The sequence below is a fragment of the Cryptosporangium japonicum genome (assembly GCF_039524755.1).
Lineage (GTDB): Bacteria > Actinomycetota > Actinomycetes > Mycobacteriales > Cryptosporangiaceae > Cryptosporangium > Cryptosporangium japonicum.
The window spans coordinates 127592-141310 of record NZ_BAAAGX010000008.1; the positions used below are offsets into that span (position 1 = coordinate 127592).

General features: G+C 70.7%; 11 protein-coding genes. 4 read left to right on the forward strand and 7 right to left on the reverse strand.

The window, feature by feature from the left end; genetic code table 11:
- Positions 1–47: 47 nt before the first annotated feature.
- The 7 genes from ABD437_RS10925 to cysD all read right to left on the reverse strand — a co-directional run bounded on the left by ABD437_RS10925 (position 48) and on the right by cysD (position 10020).
- Complete coding sequence (locus tag ABD437_RS10925; protein WP_344648702.1) at positions 48–1424, reverse strand: OFA family MFS transporter; 1377 nt, start codon at positions 1422–1424, stop codon at positions 48–50.
- 73 nt (positions 1425–1497) lie between these two features.
- Positions 1498–3621, reverse strand: a complete 2124-nt coding sequence (locus tag ABD437_RS10930) for an acetate--CoA ligase family protein (RefSeq protein ID WP_344648675.1) — start codon at positions 3619–3621, stop codon at positions 1498–1500.
- Positions 3622–3632: 11 nt separating this feature from the next.
- Positions 3633–4859, reverse strand: a complete 1227-nt coding sequence (gene frc, locus ABD437_RS10935; protein ID WP_344648676.1) for a formyl-CoA transferase — start codon at positions 4857–4859, stop codon at positions 3633–3635.
- A gap of 126 nt (positions 4860–4985) precedes the next feature.
- Positions 4986–6263, reverse strand: coding sequence for an MFS transporter (locus tag ABD437_RS10940; protein WP_344648677.1), 1278 nt, complete (start codon positions 6261–6263; stop codon positions 4986–4988).
- A 380-nt stretch (positions 6264–6643) separates the two neighbouring features.
- Positions 6644–6979 carry a hypothetical protein gene (locus ABD437_RS10945; RefSeq protein ID WP_344648678.1) on the reverse strand — a complete coding sequence of 112 codons (336 nt, stop codon included), beginning with the start codon at positions 6977–6979 and terminating at the stop codon, positions 6644–6646.
- A gap of 326 nt (positions 6980–7305) precedes the next feature.
- Positions 7306–9108, reverse strand: coding sequence for an adenylyl-sulfate kinase (gene cysC, locus ABD437_RS10950; RefSeq protein ID WP_344648679.1), 1803 nt, complete (start codon positions 9106–9108; stop codon positions 7306–7308).
- Positions 9109–10020 (reverse strand): sulfate adenylyltransferase subunit CysD, encoded by a 912-nt coding sequence (cysD, locus tag ABD437_RS10955; protein WP_344648680.1) that lies wholly within the window; start codon positions 10018–10020, stop codon positions 9109–9111.
- A 57-nt stretch (positions 10021–10077) separates the two neighbouring features.
- On the opposite strand from cysD, the gene ABD437_RS10960 reads away from it, so the two are divergent.
- Genes ABD437_RS10960 through ABD437_RS10975 form a run of 4 tightly spaced genes read left to right on the forward strand, consistent with a single transcriptional unit; the run spans position 10078 to position 13703 of the window.
- Positions 10078–10575, forward strand: a complete 498-nt coding sequence (locus tag ABD437_RS10960) for a nuclear transport factor 2 family protein (RefSeq protein ID WP_344648681.1) — start codon at positions 10078–10080, stop codon at positions 10573–10575.
- 25 nt (positions 10576–10600) lie between these two features.
- The gene (locus ABD437_RS10965) at positions 10601–11764 is read left to right on the forward strand and encodes a hypothetical protein (RefSeq protein ID WP_344648682.1); all 1164 of its coding nucleotides are present in this window, start codon (positions 10601–10603) and stop codon (positions 11762–11764) included.
- Positions 11761–12543 (forward strand): SDR family oxidoreductase, encoded by a 783-nt coding sequence (locus tag ABD437_RS10970; RefSeq protein WP_344648683.1) that lies wholly within the window; start codon positions 11761–11763, stop codon positions 12541–12543. The genes ABD437_RS10965 and ABD437_RS10970 overlap by 4 nt, the downstream gene beginning before the upstream one ends.
- On the forward strand, positions 12540–13703 hold the full coding sequence (locus ABD437_RS10975; RefSeq protein WP_344648703.1) for a sulfotransferase family protein: 1164 nt from the start codon (positions 12540–12542) through the stop codon (positions 13701–13703). The genes ABD437_RS10970 and ABD437_RS10975 overlap by 4 nt, the downstream gene beginning before the upstream one ends.
- Positions 13704–13719: the final 16 nt, after the last annotated feature.

Sequence of the window (13719 nt, forward strand, 5' to 3'; positions counted from 1 at the left end):
CTGAGCGCCCGGCCCGGACACCCGCGGGTGTCCGGGCCGGGCGGCGGTCAGGCCGAGAGCGCCAGTGATTCCTTGCTGGTGGAGCGCAGGTCGCGGCCCGGCTGCCGGAGCAGCATCGCGAGGCCGGCGGTGAAGATGCCGATCGAGCCGGCCAGGATGAACGCGCCGCCGTAGCCCCAGGCCCCGACGACGACGGCACCGAGACCGGAGCCGACGAGGCCGGAGACGAGCTTCGAGCTGTAGACCATGCCGTAGTTCGACGCGTTGTTGTTCTCCCCGAAGAAGTCCGCGGTCATCGCGGCGAACAGCGGGAAGATCGCGCCGCCACCGAACCCGGAGACCATCGAGGCCAGCAGGAACAGCGGCATGTTCCCCATGTTCCCGGAGAAGAACACGGCGTACTGCGACAGGCCGAGCACGATGCAGACGATGATCAGCGTCTGGCGCCGGCCGTAGCGGTCGGAGATCCAGCCGATGACCCCGCGCCCGGTGCCGTTGATGATCGCCTTGAGGCTCATCGCCAGCGCGACGATGCCGCCGGCGAACCCGGCCTCGTCGCCGAACGGCACCTGGAACGCGATCCCGAAGATGTTGATGCCGGCCGTGCAGAGCAGGCAGAACCACATCAGCGGCAGGACGGGCGTCCGGATGGCCTCCCGCGGGGTGTACTGCTTGACCGCGGGCGGGTTCTTGATCAGCGCGCGCCGGATCTTCGGGTCGTCGGCCGAGGCACGCAGCGGGTCGACGTGCGGCGGCCACCAGTTCTTCGGCGGGTCCTTGAAGAAGAACCCGCTGACCGCGACCACCAGGGCCAGGAAGAAGCCGACGCCGATCAGGATGCCGCCGAGGTTGCCGACGTCCATGTAGTTCTTGAACAGGAAGATGAACGGCACCGAACCGTAGGCGAAGCCGCCGTTGACGAACCCGGTCTTGCCGCCCTTGCGCTCCGGGTACCACTTACCGACCATGTTGACGCAGGTCGCGTACACGATGCCGGCCCCGGTGCCGCCGAAGAACCCGAACCCGAGATAGGCGAAGAACACGTTCGGCGCGTAGGCCAGCGCGACGTAACCGAGGATCGTGCCGAGCGCGCCGAGCATCATCGCGTTGCGCGCGGGCAGGGTGCCGCGCTCGCGGGCCTGACCCACCGGGAACGCGACCGCCGCCTGGAAGAAGATCCAGACACCGAGCAGCCAGAAGATGTGCGCGCCGTGCCACCCGTGTGCGGACGACAGCGTCTCCTCGGCGGAACTGAAGGCGTACTCCGAGGACGAGATCGCCATCATCGCGAACCACGGCAGGAACACCATCCACCGGCGGGACCGGCCCATGATCTGCCGATCCGTTTCCCCGACCCGGTAGACGCGGCCGTTCACGTCCTTTACTTCTCGATACCCATCAGTCTGTCCGTCGGGTTTGGACATTTCGGAAGTACTCACGCTGGACCTCCAGGAGCAGGGGTTCGGAACGGGTGCCGCTGTTCACCGCCGTGGTTCGTTAGAGCAGGCCCGCGGCGCGGGCCCATCGGTACTTGGCGCCGAGAACCGCAACCGGCTTCTCGGTCGTGTAGGGGTAGGCCACGATCCCGTGCCGGTACAGGAACTCGCTGGCTTCCTCGACCTCGACGTCACCGGAGAGCGAGGCCACGACCGGCTTGTGGATCCCCTTGGCCCGGAACTCCTCCACCACGTCGACGACGAGTTCGGCGAACGTCATCGGTGGCGTCACGATCGTGTGCCAGTAGCCCAGGATCAAGGAGTGGATCCGGGGATCCGCCAGGCCCAGGGCCACGGTGTTGCGGTAGGTGGAGGGAGGTTCCCCGCCGGTGATGTCGACCGGGTTGCCGGCCGCGCCGAACGGCGGGATGAACGCGCGGAACGCCTCGTCGAGGTCGCCCGGGATCGTCATCAACGACAACCCGTTGTCGACGCAGGCGTCGGAGAGGAGCACCCCGGAGCCGCCGGCCCCGGTGATGATCACGACGTTCTCGCCCTTCGGCGTGGGCAGCAGCGGCACGCCCCGGGCGTACTCGAGCATGTCGTTGAGCCCGGGCGCCCGGATCACGCCGCTCTCCCGCAGGATGTCGTCGTAGACCGCGTCGTCACCGGCCAGCGCGCCGGTGTGCGAACCGGCCGCCCGAGCGCCCGCCGACGTGCGGCCGGCCTTCAGCACGATCACCGGCTTCTGTTTCGACACGCGCTGCGCGGTCTCCGCGAACGCCCGCCCGTCCTTCAGGTCCTCGAGGTGCATCGCGATCAGGTGCGTGTTCGGGTCGTCCTCGAAGAACGTCAGCAGGTCGTCCTCGTCGATGTCGGCCTTGTTGCCGACGCCGACGATCGCCGACACGCCCATCCGGGCCGAGCGGCTGAAGCCGAGGATCGCCATCCCGATGCCGCCGCTCTGCGAGGAGAGCGCGACGCCGCCCGGCACGTCGTAGGGCGTGCAGAACGTCGCCGAGAGGTGCTCGGGGGTGTAGTAGTAGCCGTAGATGTTCGGCCCGAGGATGCGTACCCCGTGCTTGCGGGCGATCTCGACGACCTCGTCCTGGAGATCGTGGTTGCCGGTCTCGCCGAAGCCGGACGGGATCAGGATCGCGCCGGCCACCCCCTTGGCCCCGGCTTCCTCCAGGGCCTGCGGCACGAACTTCGCCGGGATCGCGAAGATCGCCACGTCGACGTCACCGTCGATGTCGGTGATGCTCTTGACGGCGGGGCGCCCGAGGATCTCGGACGCCTTCGGGTTCACCGGGTGGATGCGCCCCTGGTAGCCGCCGTTGACCAGGTTCTTCATCACCGAGTTGCCGATCTTGCCGTCCTCGCCGGAGGCCCCGATCACCGCGACCGCGGCCGGGCGCATGATCCGGTTCATCGACGCGAGGATCTCCTCGCGCTCGAAGCGCACCGGGGTCTTCGCCGCCTCCGGGTCGACCAGGATCCGGACGTCCACCGCGGTGGCGCCGTCGCTGGTGGCCAGCACCGGGTTGAGGTCGACCTCGGAGATCTCCGGGAAGTCGGTGACCAGGTCGGACACCTTCGTGATGAGGTCCGCGAGCGCCTCGGTGTCGGCCGGCTCGGCCCCGCGCACACCGCGGAGGATCTCGGCGGCCTTGATGCCCTCGACCATCGAGCGGGCGGTGTCCGGCGACGTCGGGGCCAGCCGGAACGTCACGTCCTTGAGCACCTCGACCAGCACGCCGCCGAGGCCGAACGCGACGATCTTGCCGAACGTCGGGTCGGTGACCGCGCCGACGATCACCTCGTGGCCGCGGGTGAGCTGCTCCTGCACCTGGACGCCGACGATGGGGGCGCCGGCGTCGTACTCGCGGGCGTTGCGCACGATCGTGCGGTAGGCCTCCGCGGCCGCCGCGCCGTCGGCCACGCCGACGATCACTCCGCCGGCCTCGGTCTTGTGCAGGATGTCCGGCGAGACGATCTTCATCACGACCGGGAAGCCGATCGTCGTGGCGACGGCGACCGCGTCCTCGGGGTTGGTGGCGAGGCCCTCGCCGGGCGTGCGGATGCCGTACGCCTCGACGATCGCCCGGCCCTCGGGCGCGGTCAGCGCGTCCCGCCCCTTCGCCGCGTCGAGCACCCGCCGGACCGCGTCGGTGTCGTAAGCCATCTCCAGCCTCCTCAGATCGCGCCGGCGGCGCGGAACGCGTCGGCGCGGTCGGCCAGCCCGAGCTCGGCCAGCACCTGGTCGGTGTGTTCGCCGAGCAGGGGTGACCGCTCGACGTCGACGGGTGAATCGGACAGCTTGATCGGCATGCCGACGGTCTTGAACGCGCCGCGCTCCGGGTGGTCGACCTCGACGACCGAGCCGAGCTGCGCGAGCGTGTCGTCCTCGATGAGTTCGCGGGTGGAGAGGATCGGGCCGCAGGGGATGTCGTGGGCGTTCAGGTCCTCCATCACGGCCCACTTGGTGTGCTTCTCGGTCCACTCCTCGATCAGCGCGAACATCTTGTCGAGCTTGTTCAGCCGCGCCTTCGGGGTGCTCCAGGCCGGGTCGTCGGCGAGCTCGGGCCGGCCGATGAGCTTGGCGATCGGCGCCCAGCCGGTGGGCTGGACGATCACGTAGATGTAGTCGTTGGGGCCGCCGGGCGCGCACTTCACCGCCCAGCCGGGCTGGCCGCCGCCGGACGCGTTGCCCGAGCGCGGCACCTCGTCGCCGAAGTGGTCGTTGGGGTACTCGCCGAGCGGGCCGTGGGCCAGCCGCTGCTGGTCACGCAGCTTCACCCGGCAGAGGTTGAGCACCGCGTCCTGCATCGCGACCTGCACGCGCTGCCCGCGGCCGGTCCGCGTGCGCTGGTAGAGCGCGGCGAGGATGCCGGCGACCAGGTGCACGCCGGTGCCGGAGTCGCCGATCTGCGCGCCGGTGGCGGTCGGCGGCCCGTCCTCGTAGCCGGTCGTGCTCATCGAGCCGCCCATGGCCTGGGCCACGACCTCGTAGGCCTTGAACCCGGCGTACCGGCCCGGGCCGAAGCCCTTGATCGAGGCGTAGATCAGGCCGGAGTTGAGTTCCTGCAGCCGCTCCCAGGAGAACCCGAAACGGTCGACGACACCCGGTCCGAAGTTCTCCACCAGCACGTCGGCCTCACCGACCAGCCGGGTGAAGATCTCCTTGCCCTCGTCGGACTTCATGTTCACGGTGATGCTGCGCTTGTTGCAGTTCAGCATCGTGAAATACAGGCTGTCGACGTCGGGCACGTCGCGTAACTGGCCCCGGGTGATGTCGCCCTTGCCGGGGGCTTCGAGCTTGATGACGTCCGCTCCCAGCCAGGCGAGCAGCTGGGTGGCGGAAGGTCCGGATTGGACGTGCGTCATGTCGAGGATTCGGATTCCGTCGAGTGCCTTGCCCATCGTCGTCCTCCTGCGTCGTCGGCTCTTGCATATTGCATACCGTATGACGTGATCAGTATGGTGGCGCAGTTCACACCGCGGTGTCCACCGATTGCGGGAATCGATCCGAAGTGGCTGGTCGGGGGCCTAGCGGCCGGGGAGGCGCAGGGCCGGGCGTCCCGGCCGGCGGAGCAGGCTCGCGGCGCAGGCCCCGGCCACCCCGAGCGCACCGACCACGACGATCGCGGCGAGGTCACCGCGCGCCGGAGAGCCGGCCGCCACCAGCAGCAGGCCCACCGCCCCGCCGACCGCCTTGCCGGTGTAGACGAGGCCGTAGTTGGAGAGCGTCGCCTCGTCGCCGAACCAGTCACGCACCAGGCCGACGAGCAGCGAGTACCCGGCGCCGGTACCGGCACCGGCGATCGCCGCCGACACCACGACCGGCCCCGGCGCGCTCCCGGCCAGCAGCCCGAACTGGGCCAGCCCACCGAGCAGCAGCGCGGCCATCAGCATCCGGCGACGCCCGAGACGGTCGGACAGCCGCCCGGTGACCACCCGGGCCAGCCCGGTGGCCAGCGCGAGCACGCCGATGCCGAGTTCGCTCCCGGCCAGGGCGAGATACCCGAGATCGAACAGCGCCATCGCGGCGATCACCCCGACCAGCGCCCACATCAGCGGCAACATCCCGCTGCGCCAGGCGTCCGCCGGACGGTACGACCGGATCGCGGGCGCGTTGTTCGGGATGCTCCGGTTCAGGCGGCGGTCCAGCGCCCAGAGCCGGGGGTCGATCTCGGCCGGCCACCAGTGCTCCGGCGGCCGGCGCACCACCAGCGCGGCGCCGGTGACCGCGACCGCCACCAGCACGGCCGCGACGTCGAACAGGACCGGCCGGGCGTCGACGACGTACGCGACCGCCATGAACGGCACCGCACCGTAGGCGAACGCGCCGCTGACCGCGCCGGTGACGCTCGCGATCCGCTCCGGGAACCACTCGGTGGCCACCCCGATGCACACCACGTAGACCAGCCCGGCCCCGAGCCCGCCGAGCACCGAGTACCCCAGCAGCACGAGCGGAAGGCTGCCGGTGTGGGCCGGCGTCGCGAGCCCGACCGCGCACAGCACCGCGGCCGGGAACAGCAGGCGCGCACCGGCCCGGCGGTACAGGGCGGTGGCCGGGGCCGCGACGCCGGCCTGGCACGCGACCCACAGCCCGAGCACGCACAGCACGTCGGTGCTGCGCCAGCCGTTGGCGCCGGCCAGCGCGGGCAGCGTGGCCGCCAGCCCGTACTGCAGCAGCCCGGCCGCCGCCATCGCGACCAGCGGAGCGCGGAGCATCCAGGCCCGGGACCGGCCGATCAGCTCGGTGGCGTTCTCCCCCACCCGGTACTGCCGGCCGTGGAAGTCGGAAACGAGGGTGAAGCTCATCGCGGGAACCTCCTAGCCATACTGTATGCAGTATGCCGCGACCGACTATGACGCATCCCACGTCGCCGTGTCCAGAGCCGACTGTGATCGCGTCCACTCGTTGGGTACTTGCCGCCCGCACGCGCCTCGCGCTCCGCCACCGGGCACGGTCCGGGTGACCGACCGGCCGCCGCCGCTCGCGGCCGAGCCGGGGAAGCCGGTCAGGCCGCGAGCGACGGGTCGTGACCTCGACGAACACCGGGTGCGTCCACCGAGCCTCGCCCGCCCTCCAGGTGCTCCGGGTCGCCGGGATCCCTGCGCGCGGCGGCGTGGAACGGCTGGGTATCAACCCCGCGCTGCGTGCTGTAGCGGCCCGGGCTCACGCCGGGCTTCGGCAGTACCTAGTCGAGCCACCCGGACATGTGCCAGTTGGTCCATCCGTCGTTCTGCCGGTCGCGGTACCACCACCGGTTGTGGGAACCGATCGCCGCGATCGAGTAAATCCACTCGTTGCTGTTGCTGGTCCGGACGCCGCTGTAGAGCTGACCGCTGTAGGAGCCCCAGTCGCTCCACCGACCGGAGCCGCTGTCCCGCGTCCAGACCGAGTGATCGAGGCCGACGACAAAAATCTGCTGCGCGCCGTTCGGGTAGGTATGCCAGGCCTCACCGGTTTCCCCGTAGGGACCACCGCAGTAGAACTGACCGCCGAGTCGATTGTGCGAACAGACTCTGACCACGTCCGTCGCGCTAGCGACACGAGGGACGACAACGAGGCTGAGCACCAGTGTCCATCCAGAGCCCGAGCCAGGGTGGTTGGAGGGCACCCGTGAGGTCGGCGGTACCCCGCCTTCACGGAGATGGACATCAGTCCGGGCGGCGCCCGCGGCGCTATCCGGCCACGGCACAGCCGGGCTGTCGACGTCCTCAATACGCCGGATCGGCGACTCCCCGCTGCGGCTGACGCCGGCGTCCTTCCTTCGGCATCGGTCGCCTAGCGCTCTCGGCGACCTCTCCGCTCCGGACTCCGATTCATACCGGCCACCGATCCGCAGGCCACACCGCGTCAGCCGTCGAGCAGGTCGGCCAGTGTGGCCGCCATCGTGGCCGGGTCGCCGTCGTCGGGGCGGAGGACGGCCTCGGGGGCGGGTGGGGCCTCGTAGGGGGCGTCCACGCCGGTCAGGCCCGGCTCGCCGCGGGCGTAGAGGCCCTTCGGGTCGCGGGACGCGCACACCTCGACCGGGGTGTCCACGAAGACCTCGTAGAACGGCAGGCCGGCCTCGCGGTGGGCGGCACGGACCGCGTCCCGGTCGGCGCGGTACGGGCTGACCAGCGACACCACCGCGACCGCTCCGGCGTCGGCGAACAGCTTGGCGACCTCGCCGACCCGCCGGACGTTCTCGGCCCGGTCCTCGCGGGAGAAGCCCAGGTCCGCGCAGAGCCCGTGACGCAGGTTGTCGCCGTCGAGCAGGTACGCCGGGCGCCCGGCCGCGACCAGGCGCCGCTCCAGCTCCACCGCCACCGACGACTTGCCCGACGCCGGCAGCCCGGTCAGCCACACCGTGCCGCCGTGTGTCGCCCGGTCGTCGCGGGTGACGCCGGACGAGTGCCAGCGCACCGAGGACGACGCGACCGCGGGCCCGGTGATCATCCCGGCCGCGACCGTCTCGTTCGTCACCTCGTCGACCAGGATGAACCCGCCGGTGGCGCGGTTGCGCCGGTACGGGTCGTAGGTCAGCGGTGCCTGCGTGTGCAGCCGCACCCGGCCGATCTGGTTGAGCCGCAGCTCGGTGGCGTCCGGATCGCGGTGCAGCGTGGTGACGTCCAGCCGGTACTCCAGCGCCCCGACCTTCGCCCGCGTCTCCCGGGTGGTGTGGCGCAGCACGTAGCGGCCGCCGACGTCGAGCGCGCTGCGGTCGGAGAACCAGCAGACCAGCGCGTCGAGGTCGGTGCCGACGTGCGGCCGGTTGCCCGGACGGCAGAGCAGGTCGCCGCGGCCGACGTCGATCTCGTCGGCGAGCTGCACGGTGACCGCCTGCGGCGCGAACGCCTCGTCGAGGCGGACGCCACCGGGCCCCCACAGCGCGCGCACCGTGGTGGTGAAGCCGCCGGGCAGCGCCACGACCTCGTCGCCGGGGCGCAGCACACCGCCGCCGAGCGTGCCGGCGTACCCGCGGAAGCCGGGTGAACGCACCACGTACTGCACCGGGAACCGGGCGTCGATGAGGTTGCGGTCGGACGCCACGTGCACCTGCTCCAGGTGGTGCAGCAACGGCAACCCCTCGTACCAGGGCATGTTCGCGCCGCGGTGCACCACGTTGTCGCCGAGCAGCGCGGACACCGGCACGACCGAGAGATCGGGCACCTCCAGCCGGGCGGCGAAGTTCGTGAAGTCGGTGCTGATCTCCTCGAACCGCTCCGCCGACCAGCCGACGAGGTCCATCTTGTTCACGCACAGCACCACGTGCGGCACGCCGAGGAGGCTGGCCAGGAACGCGTGCCGCCGGGACTGCTCGGTGAGCCCGTTCACCGCGTCGACCAGGATCAACGCGAGATCGGCGGTGGACGCGCCGGTCACCATGTTGCGGGTGTACTGGATGTGCCCGGGGGTGTCGGCGATGACGAACGAGCGCTTCGGCGTCGCGAAGTACCGGTAGGCGACGTCGATCGTGATGCCCTGTTCGCGTTCGGCCCGCAGCCCGTCGGTGAGCAGCGCGAGGTTGAGTTCCTCGCCCCGGTCGCGGCTGGCCTGCTCGACCGCGGCGAGCTGGTCGGTGAACGTCGCCTTGGAGTCGTAGAGCAGCCGCCCGACCAGCGTGGATTTGCCGTCGTCGACGGAACCGGCGGTGGCGACACGTAGCGACTTCATTTAGAAGTACCCCTCCCGCTTGCGGTCTTCCATGCCGGCGGCGGAGATCCGGTCGTCGGCGCGGGTGGCACCGCGCTCGGTGACGCGGGTGGCCGCGATCTCGGTCACGACGTCGTCCGGGGTGGCCGCGGACGACTCCACGCAGCCGGTGCAGGTGGCGTCGCCGACCGTGCGGAACCGCACGAGCGCCTCCACCGGCTCCTCGCCGGGCAGCAGCGCCAGGTGCCGGGTGTGCGCGAGCAGCATCCCGTCGCGCGCGACGACCGGGCGGCGGTGCGCGTAGTAGAGCGAGGGCAACTCGATGTGCTCGTCGCGGATGTAGCGCCAGATGTCGAGCTCGGTCCAGTTCGACAGCGGGAACACTCGGATGTGCTCGCCCGGCCGGTGCCGGCCGTTGTAGAGGTTCCAGAGCTCGGGCCGCTGGCCGCGCGGATCCCACTGGCCGTGCTTGTCGCGGAAGCTGAACACCCGCTCCTTGGCCCTGGCCTTCTCCTCGTCGCGCCGGGCCCCACCGAACACCGCGTCGAAACGGTGCTCGCCGATCGTCCGCAGCAACGTCGTGGTCTGGAGGCGGTTGCGGCTGGCGCCGGGGCCGGTCTCCTCGACGACGCGGCCGGCGTCGATGTCGTCCTGCACGTTTCCGACGATCAGGCGGACGCCGAGCCGGCGGACGGACTCGTCGCGGTAGGCCAGTACCTCGTCGAAGTTGTGGCCGGTGTCGACGTGCAGGACACCGAACGGCAGCGGCGCGGGCCAGAACGCCTTCACCGCCAGGTGCAGCATCACGACGGAGTCCTTACCGCCGGAGAACAGCAGCACCGGCCGCTCGAACGTCGCCGCGACCTCGCGCACGATGTGGACCGCTTCGGCTTCCAGCGCCTGCAGGTGGGTCATCTCGTAGGACACCGTCATGGCTCAGAATTAGAACAGGTTCTTGTGCCGGAGGCCAGGAAGCGGGAGGCTGTGTGGATGGAGAGCCGCACGCTGGAACACCTGCTCACGCTGGAGGACATCCGCCAGCTGAAGTACCGCTACCTGCGCAGCGTCGACCAGAAAGCGTGGGACGAGCTAGCCGACACGCTGACCGTCGACGCGGTGGCCGACTACGGCACGCCGGCGATGGGCGACCGGTTACTGCTCACCGGCCGCGCCGCGATCATCACGTTCATGAAAGAGAACCTCGGCCCGGGGTTGATCAGCGTTCACGCCGCCGGTCAGCCGGAGATCGAGGTGAACGGCGATACCGCGACCGGCCGGTGGGCCTTCACCGACCTGATCATCGCGCCGGAGTACAAGATCGTGATCCAGGGCGCGGCGTTCTACCAGGACGAGTACGCGCGCGACACCGACGGCACGTGGCGCATCAGCCGCACCGGGTACGACCGCACGTACGAGTCCACGCTCTCGCTCGACGATCTCCCGAAGTTCCGCATCACCGCGAACCGGTGGGCCACCGTTGACCGATAACGAGAACCGGTTCTACGGTGCAACGGTGTTCACGCAGCCGTTCGCCGACGCCGTCGTCGAAGCCGAGAAGATCATCGCCGACGCCCCCCACGTGAAGACCGAACAGGATCTGCTCGAGGGCTACGACTACCTCGCCGGCAGCATCAAGGCCTCGCTGCACATGGCGTGGGCCTACGACCGCGAGTTCCCGTTCTTCGTGCAGTCCACCGGCCCGTACACGAAGATGGCGCTGGACAACCCGGACACGCTCTACTTCAGCGCGAACCTCCGCCCCGACGCGGAGTACGTGGTCACCGGCCGCCGCGGCACCACGCGCGACCTGAGCTTCCAGGTGCTCTCCGGGGACTACTCGGCCGCCGAGGTGCCCGACAGCCCGTCCGCGTTCGACGACCGGTCGATCGACGTGGCCGCGGACGGCACCTACGAGCTGCGGTTCGGGCCCGGGCCGGCCAGGAAGAACTACGTCACGCTGGCGCCCGAGGCGACGACGCTGGCGGTGCGTGAGGTCTTCAGCGACTGGGCCACCGAGACGCGCGGGGAGATCCGCATCCACCGGGTCGACACCGCCGGTGCGGCGCCGACGCCGCCCACCGCCGCGCAGCTGCGCAAGCGCTACGAGGTGGCCGGGAAGATGCTGCTCTCGCGCTTACGCACCTGGCTGCAGTTCCCCGAGTGGTTCTACCTGCAGCTGCCGGTGAACACGCTGACCGAACCCCGCCTCACGCCCGGTGGGCTCTCCACCCAGTACTCGTCGGCCGGCCACTACGACCTGCCCGACGACGTCGCGATGGTGCTCACCGTGCCGAAGTCGGACGCGCCGTACCAGGGCCTGCAGCTCGGCAGCCGCTGGTACATCTCGCTCGACTACCAGAACCACCAGACGAGCCTCACCACCGACCAGGCGAAGGCCGACCCGGACGGGCTGATCCGGTTCGTGATCAGCGAGCAGAACCCGGGGCTGACGAACTGGATCGAACGCACCGGGCACGACCGCGGCTTCGTGCAGCTGCGCTGGCAGCGGGTGGCCCGCGAGATGACGGCGGCGGACGGTCCGACGGTCGAGCTGGTGCCGGTGAGCGAGCTGCCCGACCGGCTGCCGTACCACGAGGACCAGCGGATCACCCCGCCGGCGTGGGCCGAGCGCATCGCCGGCAGGCAGGCGGCCGTGAACCGCCGGATGCTCGGATGAGCGGCCTGTTGCAGGACAAGGTGGTCGTCGTCTCGGGTGTCGGCCCGGGGCTGGGGCGCTCGATCGCCGTGCGCAGCGCCGCCGCCGGCGCCGACGTGGTGCTGGCCGCGCGCACCGAAGCGCGACTGGCCGAGGTGGCCAAGGAGGTCACCGCGCTCGGGCGGCGCGCGGTCACGTTCCCCACCGACATCCGGAAGGACACCGACGTCGAGGCACTCGCCGAGGGTGCGCTGACGGCGTTCGGGCGGGTCGACGCGCTGATCAACAACGCGTTCGCGATCCCGCCACTGGAGAAACTGTCCGACGTCGACCCGGACGGCATCCGGCGCGGCTTCGAGACCAACGTGCTGGCCGCGCTCGCGCTGACCCGGCGGTTCCTCCCAGCGCTGCAGGAGCGCGCGGGCGCGGTCGTCTTCATCAACTCGGCGGTGCTCCGCCACTCCCGGCTGACGTTCGGCCCCTACAAGATGGCCAAGGCCGCGCTGCTCGCGCTGGCCCAGAACCTCGCCACCGAGGTCGGGCCGTCGGGGGTACGGGTCAACTCGGTCGCGCCCGGCTACATCTGGGCCGACAACCTGAAGTGGTACTTCGACTACCTCGCCGGCGAGCGTGGGGTGACGTCGAAGGACGTGTACGACGAGACCGCGGCCGACCTGGACCTGCGCCGGCTGCCCGAACCCGACGAGATCGCCGACGCGGTGGTGTTCCTGGCCTCGTCGATGGCCAGCGGCATCACCGGTCAGTGCCTCGACGTCAACTGCGGGGAGTGGCACCACTGATGGCCGGGCGCGACAGGGTGGGCACGGTCGAGGATCTGCACGCCTCGGCCACCAAGATCACCGGGCTGGACGACTTCGGCGACGACGACTACCGCGAGGGCCTCGCCGTCCTGCTGGAGTCCTACGCCGCCGACGCCGAGCTCACCCCGCTCGGCAACGCGGTGAAACGCGCGTTCCTGCGGGGCGCGTTGGTGGCGCGGCTGCTCTCGGAGGCCGCGTGGAAGCAGCATCCGGGGTACGCGGAGGTGAGCATCGAACGGCCGATCTTCGTCACCGGGCTCCCCCGCACCGGCACCACCGCGCTGCACCGGCTCCTCACCGCCGACCCGGCGCACCAGGGGCTGGAGATGTGGCTCACCGAGGCGCCGCAGCCCCGGCCGCCGCGCGAGACCTGGGACGCCGACCCGCTCTACCAGCGCATCCAGGGCGCGTTCGCGCAGCACCACGTCGAGCACCCGGAGTTCATGGGCCTGCACTACATGTCGGCCGACCAGGTCGAGGAGTGCTGGCAGCTGCTCCGCCAGTCGATGGAGTCGATCTCGTTCGAGTGCCTCGCGCACCTGCCCCGTTACTCGGCCTGGCTGGCCGGGCGCGACTGGGTGTCGCCGTACGCCCGGCACCGGCGCAGCCTGCAGCTGATCGGCCTGCCGGATGCCGGGAAACGCTGGGTGCTCAAGAACCCCAGCCACCTGTTCGCGCTCGACGCGCTGTTCGCCGCGTACCCCGACGCGCTGGTGATCCAGACGCACCGCGCGCCCAGGACCGCGATGGCGTCGGTGTGCAGCCTCGCGCAGGCGGCCTCCGCCGGGTGGTCGACGCGTTTCACCGGCGACGTCGTCGGGCGCGACCAGCTCGACCTGTGGTCACGCGGGCTCGACCGGTTCCGCGCCGACCGGGCGAAGTACGACCCGGCGCAGTTCTGCGACGTCGAGTACGCGGAGTTCGTCGCCGACCCGGTCGGCACCGCGGAACGCGTCTACGACCACTTCGGTCTCGAGCTCACCGACGCCGCGCGCACCGCCATGGCCGCGCTGCACGAGGAGAGCCGCACCGGCGACCGGAAACCCGCGCACCGCTACACGCTCGACGACTTCGGCCTCGCCCCCGAGCAGGTCGACGAGCGCTTCACCGACTACCTTTCCTCCCACCGGGGCGGGTAGCCGGGAACCTGTCCGG